This is a genomic window from Muribaculum intestinale, assembly GCF_002201515.1.
GTDB lineage: Bacteria > Bacteroidota > Bacteroidia > Bacteroidales > Muribaculaceae > Muribaculum > Muribaculum intestinale.
Window position 1 is genome coordinate 948922 of sequence record NZ_CP021421.1, and the last position, 15555, is coordinate 964476.

Here is a 15555-nt window from a genome sequence, read left to right on the forward strand (position 1 = left end):
AACATAGCGCATGGACCATGTAAAAAATAAATAAGGTGTACCGCCGACATGTACGATACACCTTATTATTTATAGAGTGATTAATTACCGTTCTGTGTCCACAATGCGGGAAACACCTACACTACTTTCTATTGACAAACTTTAACGAGGCCGAACCTACACACACTATATAAACGCCACTGTCGAGACCGTCGATAGCCACCTGACCGGATGTGACTGTGAAATCCCTGACTTTCTGTCCGTAAAGGTTGAAAATCTCAACATTGGCCTTGCCTTGGGCGTCAAAGAGAGATGCGGCGATAATCAGAGTGCCTTCGGCAAAAAACAGTGTCTTCTCCCGGTTGAGGGCAGTTACCTCGTCAATACCGTTCAAATCGGAATTCAATCCTTCAATCATCGCTACGTAAATCTCGTCGATTGACCAGTAGTTGCCTTTCTTTCCGGTCTGGAGTATGCGCAGTCCGAGCACATCCTCCTCAGGAAACGGAGCAATAAGGAGAGAGCCTGCACCGTTGCCGGTAGCTACCGTGCGCCAGCGGTGTCCATAAAGCTCATCAGTACGGTCATCCTCCCATGAGAGGTAATCGTCAAGTTCAATGCCAAATTCATTCTTGAAATAGTTTTTTGCATCCTGCGGAGTCTGCTCGGGACTGACAATCTGCTCCTCGCTGTCGTAGTCAAGCACCTGCAACTGCCATGACGACGGGCCGTCGTTAGGGTCGTTGCTTGCGTCAAGGATGAGAGCGTTGATATGTTCGGTCTTCTTAAGATCGAGAAGATTCTGGTCAAAATATACTGCAAACCATTGCATCTCACGTGTCATCCAGGCCTGCTGCGGCTTTGTATCGTCGTTGGCATTCTGGTCGTACCATTCAAGCGGGTTCTGGCTCCCTTTAGTAGACCAGCGTGTCTTGATATCGTCGTCTGTGGCACGGCTTGCACGTGCGTCGCCGGGGTTACGCTCATAGAACTCATTGGCTTCGTAGCGGTCAAGGTCCTGAAGAGTGCTACCCTCTACATAGTTGGTAAGCGAACTACCCTCCACGAGGTTGCCGTTCTGGTCGTAAATCTTGCCGAGCATATCGTTGAACGCTATCACATGCCATCCGTCACGGTCTTTAAACCCGCTGCGGTTGCTCATGTTCCAGGCCATCGGAAGCATATAGCTGTAAGTAGCAAACAAAGATGTGTCGAATGCGTTCTTTCCGTCATTGGTAAGCGGAGTGAAGACGCCTGAGTAAAGGCTGACATTCTTATTGCCATTGGCATTCTTGTTGTTGGATCGCACGTTGAAGTTGTTCATCGCAAACTTGCCTCCGTTGTCGACAAGGAAGGTCTGTTTGTCGCCATTCTGCTGTAGAGCGGCGAGAATGAAATTTACATTTCCACCCTTGATATCGGCAAATGTGTCGCCTCCACCCCAGTTGTTGGTGGCAAACATATCGACCGTACGGTTGAATCCGGCGTCTGTGGTGAAGAAGCTCGCCGAGTGGCCGTTGTTGAGAGCCACAAGCTGAGAGTTGGTCATAGCCGCATCGGCTGCGATAGCCTTGAATACAAATGTCTTCACAACACCGTCGACCGCATTGCCGAGCGATTTGAATGTCGCGCCTCCCTGGCCGTCGCTCTGGAAGAGCATACCGGTAGCCGATCCGAACAGGAAGTTGTTGTACAGATTCTCGTTGCGGCAGTCGCCTATGATGAAGAAGTCGAGTTCGTCGTAGTTCTGCTGATAGCATGCATCCTGATGGAGATTGTTCTTGTTGTGGAGCGAATTGGGCCAAAGACCGAACTTCCATTCGTCGCCGGCGGCATATCCGATGGTGTTGCACTGAATATTGCTTATGGTACCGTTTTCCGACATACCGCCCACACGTATCACATTCTTGAAGCAATGTCCCGAGATGTAATCGACATAATGATTGTCACACTTGTTGGTGAACATATCTACAGCCTGATAGCATGCACGCACGGCAAGGTTTACCACATATGTATCGGCATTTCCTCTCACTGCATATGGATACTTCTTCGGGGTACATACCGCATGAGCCGCTACGAACACACCGTTGACCATACCTCCTGCCACATCAGTGAATATCGACTCGTCCTGAGCCGGATAATTTATGGAGATGCCACGTATGCCCGACTTTTGTGCCATGGTTATGAACGGAGTGCCATTGTCACTGCCCTCTCCACAATATACTTCAAGTACGGCACCCTGGCCACGCGGAACACTGGCCATATCGGAAGCACCTCGGAGTTCTACGCCCGCGGGTATTGACAGAGGAGAGTTGCACCTGTAGTGTCCGGGGGTCAGATATACGATACCACCGCCATTGGCGCCGGCAGCGTCCAGAGCCTGCTGGATGGCTGTAGAATTGTCGTGTGAGGAATTTTCACCATGTGATGTGTCCTCGGGGGAGATATAAGTGCCTACCGCACCGTAGGCGCTTGCAAGGAAGAGGTCGGTCTTTGCCGGGCGTGTCTCCTTTACCGCCATCATCTCAGCCGGATATTCCGGCACAGCCTTTGCGGTATAGGATGCATTGTCCGACACCTGACAGTCATACAGCGAGTTGTTGACAAACTGCCCTGCGGTAAATCTGTTGCCGACAAAGATACAACGCGCCATGGCACCTACCTCGACATTTCCATTGAATGTATTGTGATCGGCAATCAGCTGTCCGCCCTCGAAATTAACAATACCGTTTACCCGGCACTGATGAAGCTGTGTGGTCTGTGTAGCGTCGGGATGGGTGTATATGCCGTAGCGCGAGCCTGTGAAGTCACATGCAAGGAACTGCGAAGGGCCAAGATCACCGGCTGCCTGTTCCAGACCTATCTCACAGCCTTGAGTGGTGACTCGTGTGAACATGCATCCGCATCCTGCCGACTCAGTCATATACACGCCGGTACGACAGTCTGTAAATGTAAGATTATAGTTGTGGCCATTGGGCGAACCGGTAGACTGTGCCGCCATATGGGCCGGAGATTTTTTTGCCCAAAATCCACGGTTATAGCCTTCAGCAGAGTAGTTGCAGCAATATGACCAGTCGTTGCGGCGCATCTCGAATCCTGTTGCATGGTAGTAGGTCCATGAAGTAGCATCGGCCGCGTCGGGCAGACCGGAGCCGGCCCAGTATTTCGGAGAAAAGTCAATATGGTCGAATCGGCCTACGTCGGCGATATTATCCATAGTCACACCCTTGTGAAGCGGAGTGCCGTAAAGCCCGAAGATATTAGGGCATCCGCCACCGTTGCGTTCTGAGAATATGACTCCGATATACGAATTGACAAGTGTCACATTACGTACGTTACAGTAATCATTTCCGAAGTATCCTTGCTTTCCCATGACTACAGTCGGGGGATAAGGAATCGGATTGTCGGCACGCTGAGTCTCATACCAGACAGCCACATCGCTGACAACAGTGGACGGCTCCATGATGAAACATGAATTTGTCTCTACCGTATCATTGGCATATTTGTTTGACACTTTCAGAATCGTGCCTTCGATTTTCTCGCCCTTTACGGGTTTCTTCCAGTCACCGCGTATGGATACTCCACGGGGCACAGTAATCCGGCCGTCAATCTTGTATGTGCCTGCCGGAAGATACAGAGTGCCGCCGGTCTTGCGATAGGCCTGGCGCTCACCGGAGGGATACGACGATGCGTCGCCCAGAGCATTCAGCATCTGCTGTATTATTGTTGTCACATTGGTGTTTCCCTTGTTGGCGTCGGCACTATAGTCGAGGATGTTCATTTCCACGACCTTGACATCAGGAGTGGGATAGTCGGGATTGTCGACAACCTGCGGCTTGCGCTCATAGGTAGCGGCCCCGGCGGCAACCGGAGTCACCGCCAGGAATAATCCCGCCAATATGGATATTGTAATCTTATTCATATCTATTAATTTTATTACTGGCCGAATTCTTCGGCGATAATATTCAGATAGGTATCACCCCAGCCATTGCCATACTCGGGGTCGGCAGGTTCTACGGCATTGGCAAAGTTCCATTCATTGTATGCGTCGACAATCACCATAGGCTGCGAGCCGAGCTGCATCTTGGCCGACCAGCAACGTTCGCGAAAGTCCTGAGGATCGGGCTGAATGATAGGATAGTCCCAGCGTCCGTCCTGCACGTAGAATGAGAATCCGGGGCTGACCGAAGGTATGTAGTTTATACCGCAGTTGGCATAATACTCGCGGTTGACCTTCATGTGCTCGTTTATAAGAATGTTGTGTAGATCGAACCGGTCCCATCCGATACCGTTTTCAAGATTGGTCAGTTTCTCGGGAACCACGGCGTCGGCATGTCCTTCAATCCAGAAATGCTGCCAGCGTGCAGGGGGAGTCCATTGTGTCTGGCGCGCGATGATATACACATCCTTGCCGACTTCATTCTTGATTATGGAGCGCATGTCGTCGTACAGAGCCCGCGGATCACGGCTGTAAAGCTGACGCAACCCGTCGATAACCAGCACGGGACGACCGTGGAAATGGAAATATGTGGACTCGGTCATGAACCACGACAATCGGCGCACAAAGTTGAGGAACACTTCACGGGCAGGCACCTGTACGGTCTGGCCGTTGTCGAGGCGGTACTCACGGGGAGAGCAATCCTCAAGAAGGGTATTGTTGTCCTTGCAACCGAGACCGTCGGCAACGTTCTGCGCGTTGAAGCGGATGGCAAAGCCCATCGAGCCGTCGTTCTTCCACTGAAGTGTGTCGGTATGGCCCGAAAGCATATTTATGAACACAGTATCCTGAGCGCTGATATTATTGGGGAACATCTTGTTGCGGTCCTCCGATATGTGGGGAGTGATGATATAGTCGATTTTGGCTTTCTTCACATTCTCCACGATGACGCCGAGATTTTGCGCATACTCTTCATGATAGTCGCGGTTGGTGCCGAACAGTTCGTACTGACCGGCCGCAACCTTTACGTACGGTCCGTATTTACCGGTTTCGGCATCATATTCCTCCTCAAGGCGACGCATAATCTGGGCATTGCTCCACCAGCTCGAGGGGTTGTACATCAGGATGCCGGTAGGCACCTTTCCTACATTGACGGGAGTCAGCTTATAGTTCCAGGGGTGCTCGGAGATATCGGGATTGTCATCCTCGACACACGCTGTGGCAAACAGTCCGAGTGCAATAGCCAGGCTCCATAATATATTCTTTTTCATGTCGGTTTCAATATATGTTTAATAGTGTTGGTGTATGCAGGGGATGTGGAAAATCAGTTGCCTGAAGTGAGGTTGTAGCCGTAGGCCTTGGTACTCTGGTACTCGAAAGCGACAGCTCCGAGGGCTGCGGCCTCCAGACGTGCACCGCTGATTTCCTTGGCGCGTGCGAGGAGTTTCTCATACGTATCGCCGTAGTAGTGCTCGTAATATTCCATCTTTGGAGTAATCTCACGCGGAGTACCCCAGAGACTTGCATCCTCGACATGTGGATTCTTTTTTGCAAAGCCAAGAGAGGTGAAGATATTGTCGCCCCAGCGTTCGGTACGTACAAACGGAGACACTGACTGAAGCATCGCGATACCCTCGGCATTTGCTGCACCGTTCTTTGTTGTCTCGGCCTCCGGATATATGAGGCGTTCCATCCAGTAGTTGTAGTCGGGACTTGCGCCAAGCACTCCCGATGACTGATCTTTTGTAAATGTAGGAGGCCAGTCAAATGTGCGGGTACGGCGCTCGATGTTCCATATCTCAAGACCATTGAAATAGTCGGCGAAGGAGCGCTGTTTGTAAATCTGCTCAAGCAGCCCGTCGTTGCCATTGTCGCCACCCATGATTTTGGCCTGATATATGAGACGGCGGTCGTGGTATCCTTCTTTCGAGGTACCCCATTTCACACCGTCCTGAGCCTTGAAGTCAGCATAGTCGGTAATGCCCCACTGTGCCATCGAGGCATCGATACCCTCCTCATAGGCAGTCTTGGCACGGCCCGGATTGTTGTTGTAAATGAGTTCGGCCTCGGCGCGGAGGAAGCATGCGTCGGCATAGGTGAGGATTACCCAATGGGCATCCTCGCTTACGAAGTAAGGCTGTGCCACAGAATGATTGTAATCGTCCTGTCGGGCAGAGCCGAGCACATCGTGGTAGGTATATGTCATACCCGGCACCGTGGCATATCGCCATGAGTTGGGAATATCGCACTGCTCCTGATAGGGCGCATAGTCGACAGTATAGCGTACAATAATCGAGTCGCGAAGAGTGTTCTTAACGGCAGTAGGGAGCGAACGGTGCTGAGTGTAATTGGCACACTTTGTGGCCACTACCACACTCTGGCCGTTGATTGTCATCTTTGTGTCGGAATTCTTGCAGTAAGCTGAATGCGCACGTGTAAGAGTGTCTGTGACAAGGAACGGCTTGGCCTTTGGATTGCGCTCGTTCATCTTGCGCACATACTTCCCGATACGCGGGTCGTTGAATGTAGCAAAGTATATGTAGCCGTACTCGTTGAGACATGGCCATATCGGGGCCTCCCCACCCTGCTCGGCCTTATGGTCTTTCTGGAACGAACGGTAGTAGTAGCTCGACGACTTATCCGAGTCGAGCCCCCACTGCATCACCGCATTATCATCGTTCGACGCCATAAGACGTCCGTCAGCAAGCACCTCGAGAGCATGCTCACGCGACAGGTCGGAATTGAGGTTCTGACAGTGCATGGCCACATTAAGACGAAGGGTGTTGGCAAATCTGAGCCATTTGTCCATATCGGGAGCACCGATACCGCCGGCACCGAATATCGGGTCGTTCTGAAGGGCGTCAAGAGCCGATGCGTTCTGGGTATGGTCGAGCAGATCGACGGCCTCCCTTAGGTCATTGAGAATCTGTGTATATACCTGCTCTTCCGAATCGTACTTGTAATAACGCTTGCCCTCATTACCGACAACGATAGCGTCACTCATGGGAATGGGGCCCCAGCATGATGCCATCACATAGTATACATATGACTTCCATGCCTTGACGATGGCCATGTTTTTGGGATATATAGTGCGCCCCTCATTGTCGACATTAGCGGCATATTCACGTTCAAGTTTGATAAGGTCGCGGAGCACGTTGACATAGTAGTTGCGAAAATATCCGTCGCCGGTGTCCTGGCTCGGATTGCAGCAGAACATCACAATCGTAAGGCGGGAGAAGTTGAGGAAACGACGATAGTTCATCTCGGCCCAGTTGTTGGCGGTACGCTGCACGGTACCGGCGAACACATCGTTGAGTTCAACGTCATATACCTTGTGAGGATTGGTGTTTATCTCCTCGAAATCATCGGTACAGCCTGAAAAACCGAGTCCGGCAGCGGCTATCGCGACAGAGGGAATGATATATTTAAGTTTCATACGGTAATTGGTCTTTTAGAATGTGACTTTGATGTCGAATCCCCATGTGGCCTGCGGCAGAGTGAAGCCTTCCTCGAAGCCCTGGGCATTGCCGGTGGAGGATGTAGCCTGCGGATCCATACCCTTGGGGCAGTTCTGGTAGAGAATCGCCACGTTGCGGCCTACAACTGAAACCTTGGCCGAACGGATAAATGACTTGCGCAGCCATTCCTGAGGCACACTATAGCCTACGCTGATTTCGCGCAACTTCACATAAGAAGCCGAATATATATAGCGTGCGGCCGACGAAGTGCCGTTGTGACACCAGTGGTCGGTAGGAGTAACCCATGTCATCGACTGCTTGCCACCCCAATATTCAAGCCCCTCGGAGTATACGGTGTTGCCTACCCATACACCCTTGGGACGCGCCCAGTCGGCATAAATCACAGGATTGGTATTCGGATCGGAGCCGGGTACATTGGTATACTGCGATTCGAGCACACCCTGACGTTCGCGGTCGTTCTCGCCATAGACGAGGCGCGAAATCTGATTTTCGAGACGGCCCTCAAGGGTATTCACTGTGTTTCCGTCGATACCTCCGCGGAATGTGGTGTAGCTCCAGAAGTTGCCACCGTGGCTGAAGTCAATGGCAGCGCCCACGGAGAGATTCTTCCAGCGTAGAGTTGTTCCGGCACCACCAATCCAGTCGGGCTGAATCGAACCGAGATACCGGTCCGGCTCATACTCGGCCTTGCCGTCGCGGCCTACATATATATTCCCGTTTTCGTCGCGTTTATAGTCGTTGCCGTAGAACACGCCATAGGGCTTGCCCACTTCGGCATATGATTTGATATTGTCACGTCCGCGGATTTCGAAACGGTCAATGCCGGGAGCGAGCGCCACCACCATATTGTTGTTCTTCGCCCAGTTGGCACGTATCTCCCAAGTCCAGTCGCGTGTGCGTATCGGAGTTACAGAGAAACTGAGCTCTACACCCTTGTTGGTCATCTTGCCAGCGTTGATAATCTCGCGCTGATAGCCTGAGGCCAAAGGAGCGTCGGCCTCTACAATCTGGTCGGTGGTAGCCTTGTTGTAATATGTGAAGTCAAACGAGAAGCGGTTGTCGAAGAATCTGAGTTCGGCACCGAGCTCCCACGATTTGGTCATCTCCGGGCGCAGACCAAGTGTCTTCAGCACTGATTCACCGGTAAAATAAGGTATACCGAGGAATGAACCGTCCTCAGCCTTGTAATATCCCGAGATAAGACGATCGTAGCCCGTATCGTTGCCCACCTTGGCGTAAGAGCCGCGAACTTTTACGAGCGGGAAGATATGCTGGTCGAGCTTGAGCAAGTCGGAAATCACCAGACCGGTACCTACCGACCAGTAGAAGTATGAATTATTATTTTGGGGAAGAGCAGATGACCATTCGTTGCGTGCGGTAGCATCGATGTATGCCCACCCGTCGATACCGAGAGAAAGGGCTCCGTACACGGCCTGTTTCTTTTTCCCTTCGCTCTCTTCAAGAGCGCTCACGAGGCCTTTGGCATTGGAAAGCGAGCGCATGTCCTTGAACTGGAGCTGAGAAGCCTTGGAATACATTCGTGAGCCATGTATCGACTGGGCCGACGCACCGATGCTGGCGTTGACATTGAGAAGATTGTCCCAGAATCCGTTGTGGAACATCACAAGGGCTTCGTAGTTGGTATTGCGCCAGTCGCGTTTCCAGCGCATGTACTCGCCGTCGGTATCGAAGGGTGTATTGAGATTGGTGAATGACCAGCCCTCGCTCACCTGCAGGTCGGTAGCGGCGCGCAGACGCACGTCGACCATCTTATAGGGCTTGAAGTTGAATGTGACGTTGCCCATGAACCAATGCTTGTTGTCGGAGTTGTCACACTCGTTGAGCGACCAAAACGGATTTGTAAAGCCTTTGAAATTATAGGCTGTGCCGTCGGGCTTCTTCCAGGGGACAAGTTCATCGATAGAGGCATCGCGCGACAGATTGGCGAAAAGATACACCGGATTACGGTCGGAGGAGTTGCGGAACGCACGGTTCTCGACCTCTTCGTAGACATAGCGGGTGGACACGTCGACATTCCACCATTTGGCTATGTCGGCAGTGGTATGGAGGTTGAAGGTATGGCGTTCGAGATCGTTCACACCCTTCAGCACGTCATCGGAGATGATGTTGGTGTAGCTCAGACGGAATGTGCCTCCGTCGAACACTTTGTCGACCGAAAGTGAGTTGGTGTACATATGGCTCGTACCATACATGGCCTTGGTGGTCTCGGGATGCGACGAATACTGACGCACCTGGCCGTTACGTCCAACAACGTCGAAGCCGAGCATCGGCATGCCCCACGAGCGCTGGTCCTGACCGGCGTTGTTGGGATTCCATATGCCGTATGGAAGGCTTGGGTCATATCCTCCGGCAGTACCCTGGCTTCCATAGAAATTACGTCCCTGATTGGCACGCTCGAAGGCACATGACTGTCCTGCGCCATACCAGTTCTGATAGGCAGGATAGTTGTAGAGGTAGCCGAGCATAAGGTTGAATCCGTAAGTCACACCGAGGCCTTTTTTCTTGGTGGCCTTCTTGGTGGTGATAAGAATCACACCGTTGGCTGCATCGGAACCATAGAGAGCCGAGGCGTTGGCTCCCTTCAACACCTCGAGGTCCTCGATTTCATCAGGGTTGATAAGGTTGGCCGGGTTGCCGAAGTCAAGGTCGCCGTCCTCGCCCATGTTGTTGATGATGGGCACTCCGTCGACTACGATAAGCGGCTGGTTGTTGCCGGTGAGAGAGTTGACACCGCGCAGCACTATACGTGTCGAGGCGGTAGGACCACCGCCGGATATTACCTGCATACCGGCGGCTTTTCCGGTAAGCATATCCATGAGGTTGGAGCCACGCACCTCTGTAAGAGGCTCTGTATCTATTGACTGCCGCGCGTAGGAGAGCGACTTGGCGTCGCGTGTGATACCGAGCGCTGTCACAACCACCTCGTTGAGCTGGTTCTGGTCATTTACGAGCACTACGTTGAGAGCACCCGCATTTTTTACTGTTATATTCTGACGCCGATAGCCTACGTAGCTGATCTGGAGCTTTTCGCCCTTGTCGGCCTTTATGGAGAATTTGCCGTCGACATTGGTGGAGGTGACTCGGTTTGTACCTGCGACATGCACGGTAGCGCCGATGATAGGCTATCCATCCTGGTCAACAACCGTACCGCTGAGCGACAGACTCTGTGCCCATGCCTGTTGTCCAGCCAGTGATGTTGCCAGCAGAGCGGCCGATGCCGAGAGCCGTGACAGATGTTTGAATGATATTCGCATCCTATGTACTGAGTTTTTGTGATGAGTTAAGGTTTGTTTGTCTCAGAAGAGGGGATCGTGTTGCAGGCCAAGGTCCATTGCTACAGCCAAAGTCCTGCCACACATATATGGTGTAATTGACTTTATATACAATCTACAAATTCCAAAGCAGTCCGCAATGCCATCAATCAATAGTCTGAGGCCTGCGGTTTGCACCGGGGTATCCTAAATACAATCTTTTTTACAATAATCGGCCTCTGCCGACAATATACCTTTATCTTGGATTTATATCAAATTTACGTTATATCCGCCATATATGAAAGTGAGGAGAATCCGGAGGGGACAAGGATCAATTTTATCCCCTCCGGGACTGGATTCCATAATAATCGTTTCGTCAACCGGAAAGCGCCGAGCTATGCTCCGTTATCGGGCAACCTTGGCTACCGCGAATCCGGCTCCGTCGCGTGCCACTATCACGTAGGCACCTGCGGAAAGACCATTGAGGTCAAGAGCACCCTTGGCCTGCGCTACTTTCACGCCCTTTAGGGTATATGCGGAGAATACGGTGGTGTCAGTCGCTGTAACTATGCCGTCGGCGATATTCATCTGCAGCTTGCCGTTGACAGCGGTAATCTCATCGATGCCGGTAGTGGGAGGTGTATAGTAATCGGTAATCTCGCCGCCACCGTCAACGATGTCGTAGAGATGGTCGACATCGATTTCATTGGCGCCTACGATAGCCTTGTCGCCGCGGGTCTTGCCGTTCATGTCGGTGGCAGAGATGTCGAAGCCGCGGATAGTCCAGTTTGAACCATTGTTGGTGACAATCTTCTCAGACTCCTTGTCGGCCTTTACATAATACTGCTTGTCGCCAAGACTGCCGGCCTCGCTTTCGGGATTTATAGGAGACACGCCCCATACCATTCCATTGTATGTAAACGCAGCGGAAAGTTCGGCAGCGCCTTCATCGAAACATGGAGCATCGTTGCCATAGTTTATATGAGATGTCTCTGACTTCACAGAGCCGTTTTCGTCATTGGGAATGGCGGCAATTACACTGTGCTCTATTTTCATGTCGGCAATGCTCTTGGCATTCTCATTGAGGAATGACACGTCGCTGTAATCGCCGTTGCCACACTGGTTGCCCTCCATGATGGTATTGAAAATCTCGACAGAGATTGCGTTGGCGGGATGGGCGGCATTGCCGTCGAAGCAGATATTGGCGCCATGGCCACCGTTGGTCTCGCCGCGGTTTCCGTTGGAGCCGCCGGCAATCATCGAGCAGTTGGTAAGATTGAGGAGCGACCCTTCATTGCCGCCGTTCCAATAAAGCTGCGGGCCATAAAATCCTGCGGTGTTACCGGCAAACAGACAGTTGCCAAACTTCATGAGCAGATGTTTTGTGCCGTCGGGATTGCCGTCGACATTGTTTACAGCCACAGCACCGCCATGTTCCCATATGGCGTCATTGAAACCGAAGTAGCAGTTTGTGATGTTGGCGTCGACAATACGGTCGTTGCCGTCAACATTGCTGAATGCATATATGGCGCCACCCTTGCTCCATGCAGAGTTTCCGACAAACGAGCAGCGGTTGATATCCACTTTAGTCGAGGTGTGGAGAGTCCAAAGCACGAGAGCGCCGCCCTCTACACGCTTGCATGGTTTGTCGAAACAGTTGGCTCCGTTATTGTCAAACAGACAGTCCTCAAGCACAAGGTTACCGCCGGTCTGGCAGATAGCACCTCCGCGACGGGCACTGTTGTTCATAAACACAGAATTGCGTATTGTAAGCTGGCCGAACTGGAAATGGATGGCGCCTCCGCGTTCGACAGTCTTGCCATCTTCGGGATTGTAACACTCCATCGAGCCTTCGGTAGCGGGAGTAAGGGTAGTTGAGTCGAAACCATTGTCAGCGAAAACACAGTTGTCGAAGTCGGCCACGATATGGTCGTGGATATAGAATGTTCCGCCCTCGGTAGGAGCGACACCGTTCTGGAAACGTAGATTCTCAAAACGCACCCATGAGTTTTCTACAGTATTCTCAGGATTAACCCACTTGCTGAAGTTTGTCTCACGTCCGAGTTCGAAAAAGCGCCATGCCTTGTCACCGTCGAAACCGTCGGTCTCCGGATCCATGCCGCGGAAAGTGATGTTGGCCCAGCGGGCGTCGTCAATTTTGAGCTGGAATCCGTTCTGGTTTCCTTCCTTATAGAAATGACCGCAGTTGCCTTTAGACAGACGGTTGCCTGTCAGAGCGAGATCATATTCGGCGGCCATACTGAGAATACCGGAGATATTTACAATGTCGCCGGTCTCGATAATCGATGCCAGATTGGTAAGAGTCTTACGGGGAGCATCGGCGGTAAGACCGCTGTTGCCGTCATCTCCATTGGGCGAAAGATAGAGATCCTTTGCCTGAAGATTTCCCATTGCCAGAGCCGCCATTGTGGCGAGCACTGATGCACGTGTAAAATTCTTTTTCATGCGTGATGGATTTGATTGAAGATTAAACTATATAATATTTTTTTTGTGTACTTCATGTCAGCGGTCCGACTTCCGTCCTGCGCCTTACCGGATACCGTCCGGTATCGTCGCCACATTGCGGATGTCAGGAGAGTTAATGCGATGCAAACTTAACGCACGAGCCTTAACTGCGCGCTTAATTCCCACTTAACGCGCAATTAATTTTGCCCGACATGCTTTTAAACATATTTTTAACACTTCGATAACCGCCCACGCAACACATTGACATACAGCTACATGAAGCTCACACAGCCGGTACGCATATATATTGTCGCCATATAGGAGTATCACGTCCACACAAGACAGCCGGGATGTACTGTCACAACCCCGGCTGCCGTATTATAATGCAATGGTCATGTTAAGTCAAAGTATGATTTTACTTACCTTCCGTCCACTTACCCCCACATAAATTCCATGTGGCAGTACTGCCTCACTCAATACTCCGCAATACACACGTATACCGTTCAGATTATATACAGTCACCTCGCTCTCGGCGTCGATGAACGTATCTTCAATACCAACGGTATCGTCGCCATCATCATAATCCCGGACTATATCGCCGGTAAAGTAGAAGTCGGTAAACTTTACATTGATTTTACCAAGTGTGGTGACATCATTGTAGATGTACATGCGGCATGTAACAATATCTGACCAATCCACCTTGTCGAGATTGTTCATTGAAGAGGTGGCAACGGAATATACATGCTTGCCGAATTTCCAGTCAAGTTTCTTTATGTTATAATATCCGGCGGCCTCCTGCCCCCAGTCTTTTATCTCTTCGCTTGGCTTGCTCGCCAGTATCACACCCTGACCGCCTTTTCCTTTTATGTTCTCAAGAAGTGCAGGATCTTCTACTCCATCTACAGGTGTAATCTCGACTTCGAAATTAAACGCAGTGTTTGTATATCCTGACAAATCTACGTGGTCGATTTCTAAAGTGATATATGCCGAAGTCTTAGGGTCTCCGCCAAGCACAAACTGACACTCTTTCGTAGAACTGTTAGGTTGCTTATATTTATATCGAGTAGCAATCGACTCGTTGACAATAACTCTGCCATGATCGACAATCTTCATATTCTTCATCTTGAATATGTATCCGGCTGATTTCATGCGCGCGAACTGCAGGCTTACACCGGTAAACTGAGTGTCGGCATTGAGTTTGTCAAGATTCGGACTCTTGGACATCGGTATAACCATATGATTCCATTGTCCGTCGACCACTCCCCCAAATATATCGGCATATACCGTATTCATTCCCGGCCCCATGGAGACAAATGTCCAGTCGGCGCCCGAAGACTTCAGATTGAGGTTGATGTAGTTCTGATTTTCCATTTTGCCATTACCGTCATCAAGCGGGCAACCCCATTCGATTCCGGAGAAAGCCATGCCATCCTTGGCCAACGGACTCTCCACGTATAAATCAAACTCAATCACAGCATCTTCCACGCAACATTTTTCAAGACTGAAAGACATGTCGCGGTTGAAAGCTCCGTAAGCCCACCACGAGCGACCGTTGCCATCCTGTGACCCGTTGGAAATGGTATTCTCCTGGGAATTCTCGGCTATTACGTAATAATCGGGTAATTCAGCGGTCTGTGCAGCAGCAATACCGGAGCCAAGCATAGACGCGAGAATCAATTGTGTAATTGTACATTTCATGATGTTTAAGATTAAATGTGCACTGTTAAATTTTTCAATCACAAATTTATCCCGCGCCAATTAATACACGCTTAATACATTACTTAGAGCTTGTTTAATAATAAATGTTACCGTTAGGGCGGTCAGTCGGCGAGCAGATTTTCGCTTGTGATGAGGGAGTTATGGGGCTCCATAACGACCGAAGAACGGGCGGAAAGATGTCGGCGAATGACCGAAGGAAGGTAATTTGTTTCATATCGTTGATATATTTTGCATTTATCTTACAAGCATGCAAGAGATCGTATCGGTTATGAAGTTACCTTTTGTCTCGTATATCTTGGCCGTTTTTCGTCCTGTTCCTCAGTCATGTACATAAAGTACAATCCTTCGTCACATGTCGAAAATCGACTCAAGCTATACGACCCTAACGGCAACATTTATTATTAAACAAGCTCTTAATCTCCGGTTAATGTGTCAAAACACGTTTAATAACACATTCCTGACCTCTCTGTCAGTACCTGTATATCTGCCTGCCTCAATCTCGAAAAATAACAAAGGGCCAGTCATCACGACTCGCCCTTTGTTATTAACCTTAAATCTAATACCATGAAAAACACAGTGCAAATATAGTAATTATACTTACAGAACACGGGGCATGGTGAATAGTTCATCCTATAATCCGATTTAATATTCTTTAACATTTGCAACAATTTTAATTCATTACCTTTGTAAAACAAATCGAAAC

Annotated in this window: 7 protein-coding genes; all 7 read right to left on the reverse strand. The window is 50.5% G+C overall.

Features of this window, described 5'->3' with window-relative positions; all coding sequences use genetic code 11:
- Nucleotides 1–121: 121 nt before the first annotated feature.
- Nucleotides 122–3901: a glycosyl hydrolase family 28-related protein gene (locus ADH68_RS03985; protein WP_068959704.1), complete on the reverse strand. Its 3780-nt coding sequence runs from the start codon at nucleotides 3899–3901 to the stop codon at nucleotides 122–124.
- A 14-nt stretch (nucleotides 3902–3915) separates the two neighbouring features.
- Entirely contained in the window at nucleotides 3916–5187 is a 1272-nt protein-coding gene (locus ADH68_RS03990; protein ID WP_068959703.1) for a glycoside hydrolase family 71/99 protein, read from the reverse strand.
- A gap of 53 nt (nucleotides 5188–5240) precedes the next feature.
- Nucleotides 5241–7352, reverse strand: coding sequence for a SusD/RagB family nutrient-binding outer membrane lipoprotein (locus tag ADH68_RS03995; protein ID WP_068959702.1), 2112 nt, complete (start codon nucleotides 7350–7352; stop codon nucleotides 5241–5243).
- Nucleotides 7353–7367: 15 nt separating this feature from the next.
- Nucleotides 7368–10535 carry a SusC/RagA family TonB-linked outer membrane protein gene (locus ADH68_RS04000; protein WP_084273882.1) on the reverse strand — a complete coding sequence of 1056 codons (3168 nt, stop codon included), beginning with the start codon at nucleotides 10533–10535 and terminating at the stop codon, nucleotides 7368–7370.
- Nucleotides 10536–10538: 3 nt separating this feature from the next.
- Nucleotides 10539–10670 carry a PH domain-containing protein gene (locus tag ADH68_RS14205; RefSeq protein WP_256359323.1) on the reverse strand — a complete coding sequence of 44 codons (132 nt, stop codon included), beginning with the start codon at nucleotides 10668–10670 and terminating at the stop codon, nucleotides 10539–10541.
- 402 nt (nucleotides 10671–11072) lie between these two features.
- The gene (locus ADH68_RS04005; RefSeq protein WP_068959701.1) at nucleotides 11073–13133 is read right to left on the reverse strand and encodes a hypothetical protein; all 2061 of its coding nucleotides are present in this window, start codon (nucleotides 13131–13133) and stop codon (nucleotides 11073–11075) included.
- A 402-nt stretch (nucleotides 13134–13535) separates the two neighbouring features.
- Nucleotides 13536–14831, reverse strand: coding sequence for a hypothetical protein (locus ADH68_RS04010; protein WP_133165714.1), 1296 nt, complete (start codon nucleotides 14829–14831; stop codon nucleotides 13536–13538).
- Nucleotides 14832–15555: the final 724 nt, after the last annotated feature.

What these genes read in the sequence shown, in the direction of transcription:
- ADH68_RS03985 (WP_068959704.1), bottom strand. Translation starts at nt 3,901, where the DNA reads ATGAATAAGATTACAATATCCATATTGGCGGGATTATTCCTGGCGGTG.
- ADH68_RS03990 (WP_068959703.1), bottom strand. Translation starts at nt 5,187, where the DNA reads ATGAAAAAGAATATATTATGGAGCCTGGCTATTGCACTCGGACTGTTT.
- ADH68_RS03995 (WP_068959702.1), bottom strand. Translation starts at nt 7,352, where the DNA reads ATGAAACTTAAATATATCATTCCCTCTGTCGCGATAGCCGCTGCCGGA.
- ADH68_RS14205 (WP_256359323.1), bottom strand. Translation starts at nt 10,670, where the DNA reads ATGCGAATATCATTCAAACATCTGTCACGGCTCTCGGCATCGGCCGCT.
- ADH68_RS04005 (WP_068959701.1), bottom strand. Translation starts at nt 13,133, where the DNA reads ATGAAAAAGAATTTTACACGTGCATCAGTGCTCGCCACAATGGCGGCT.
- ADH68_RS04010 (WP_133165714.1), bottom strand. Translation starts at nt 14,831, where the DNA reads ATGAAATGTACAATTACACAATTGATTCTCGCGTCTATGCTTGGCTCC.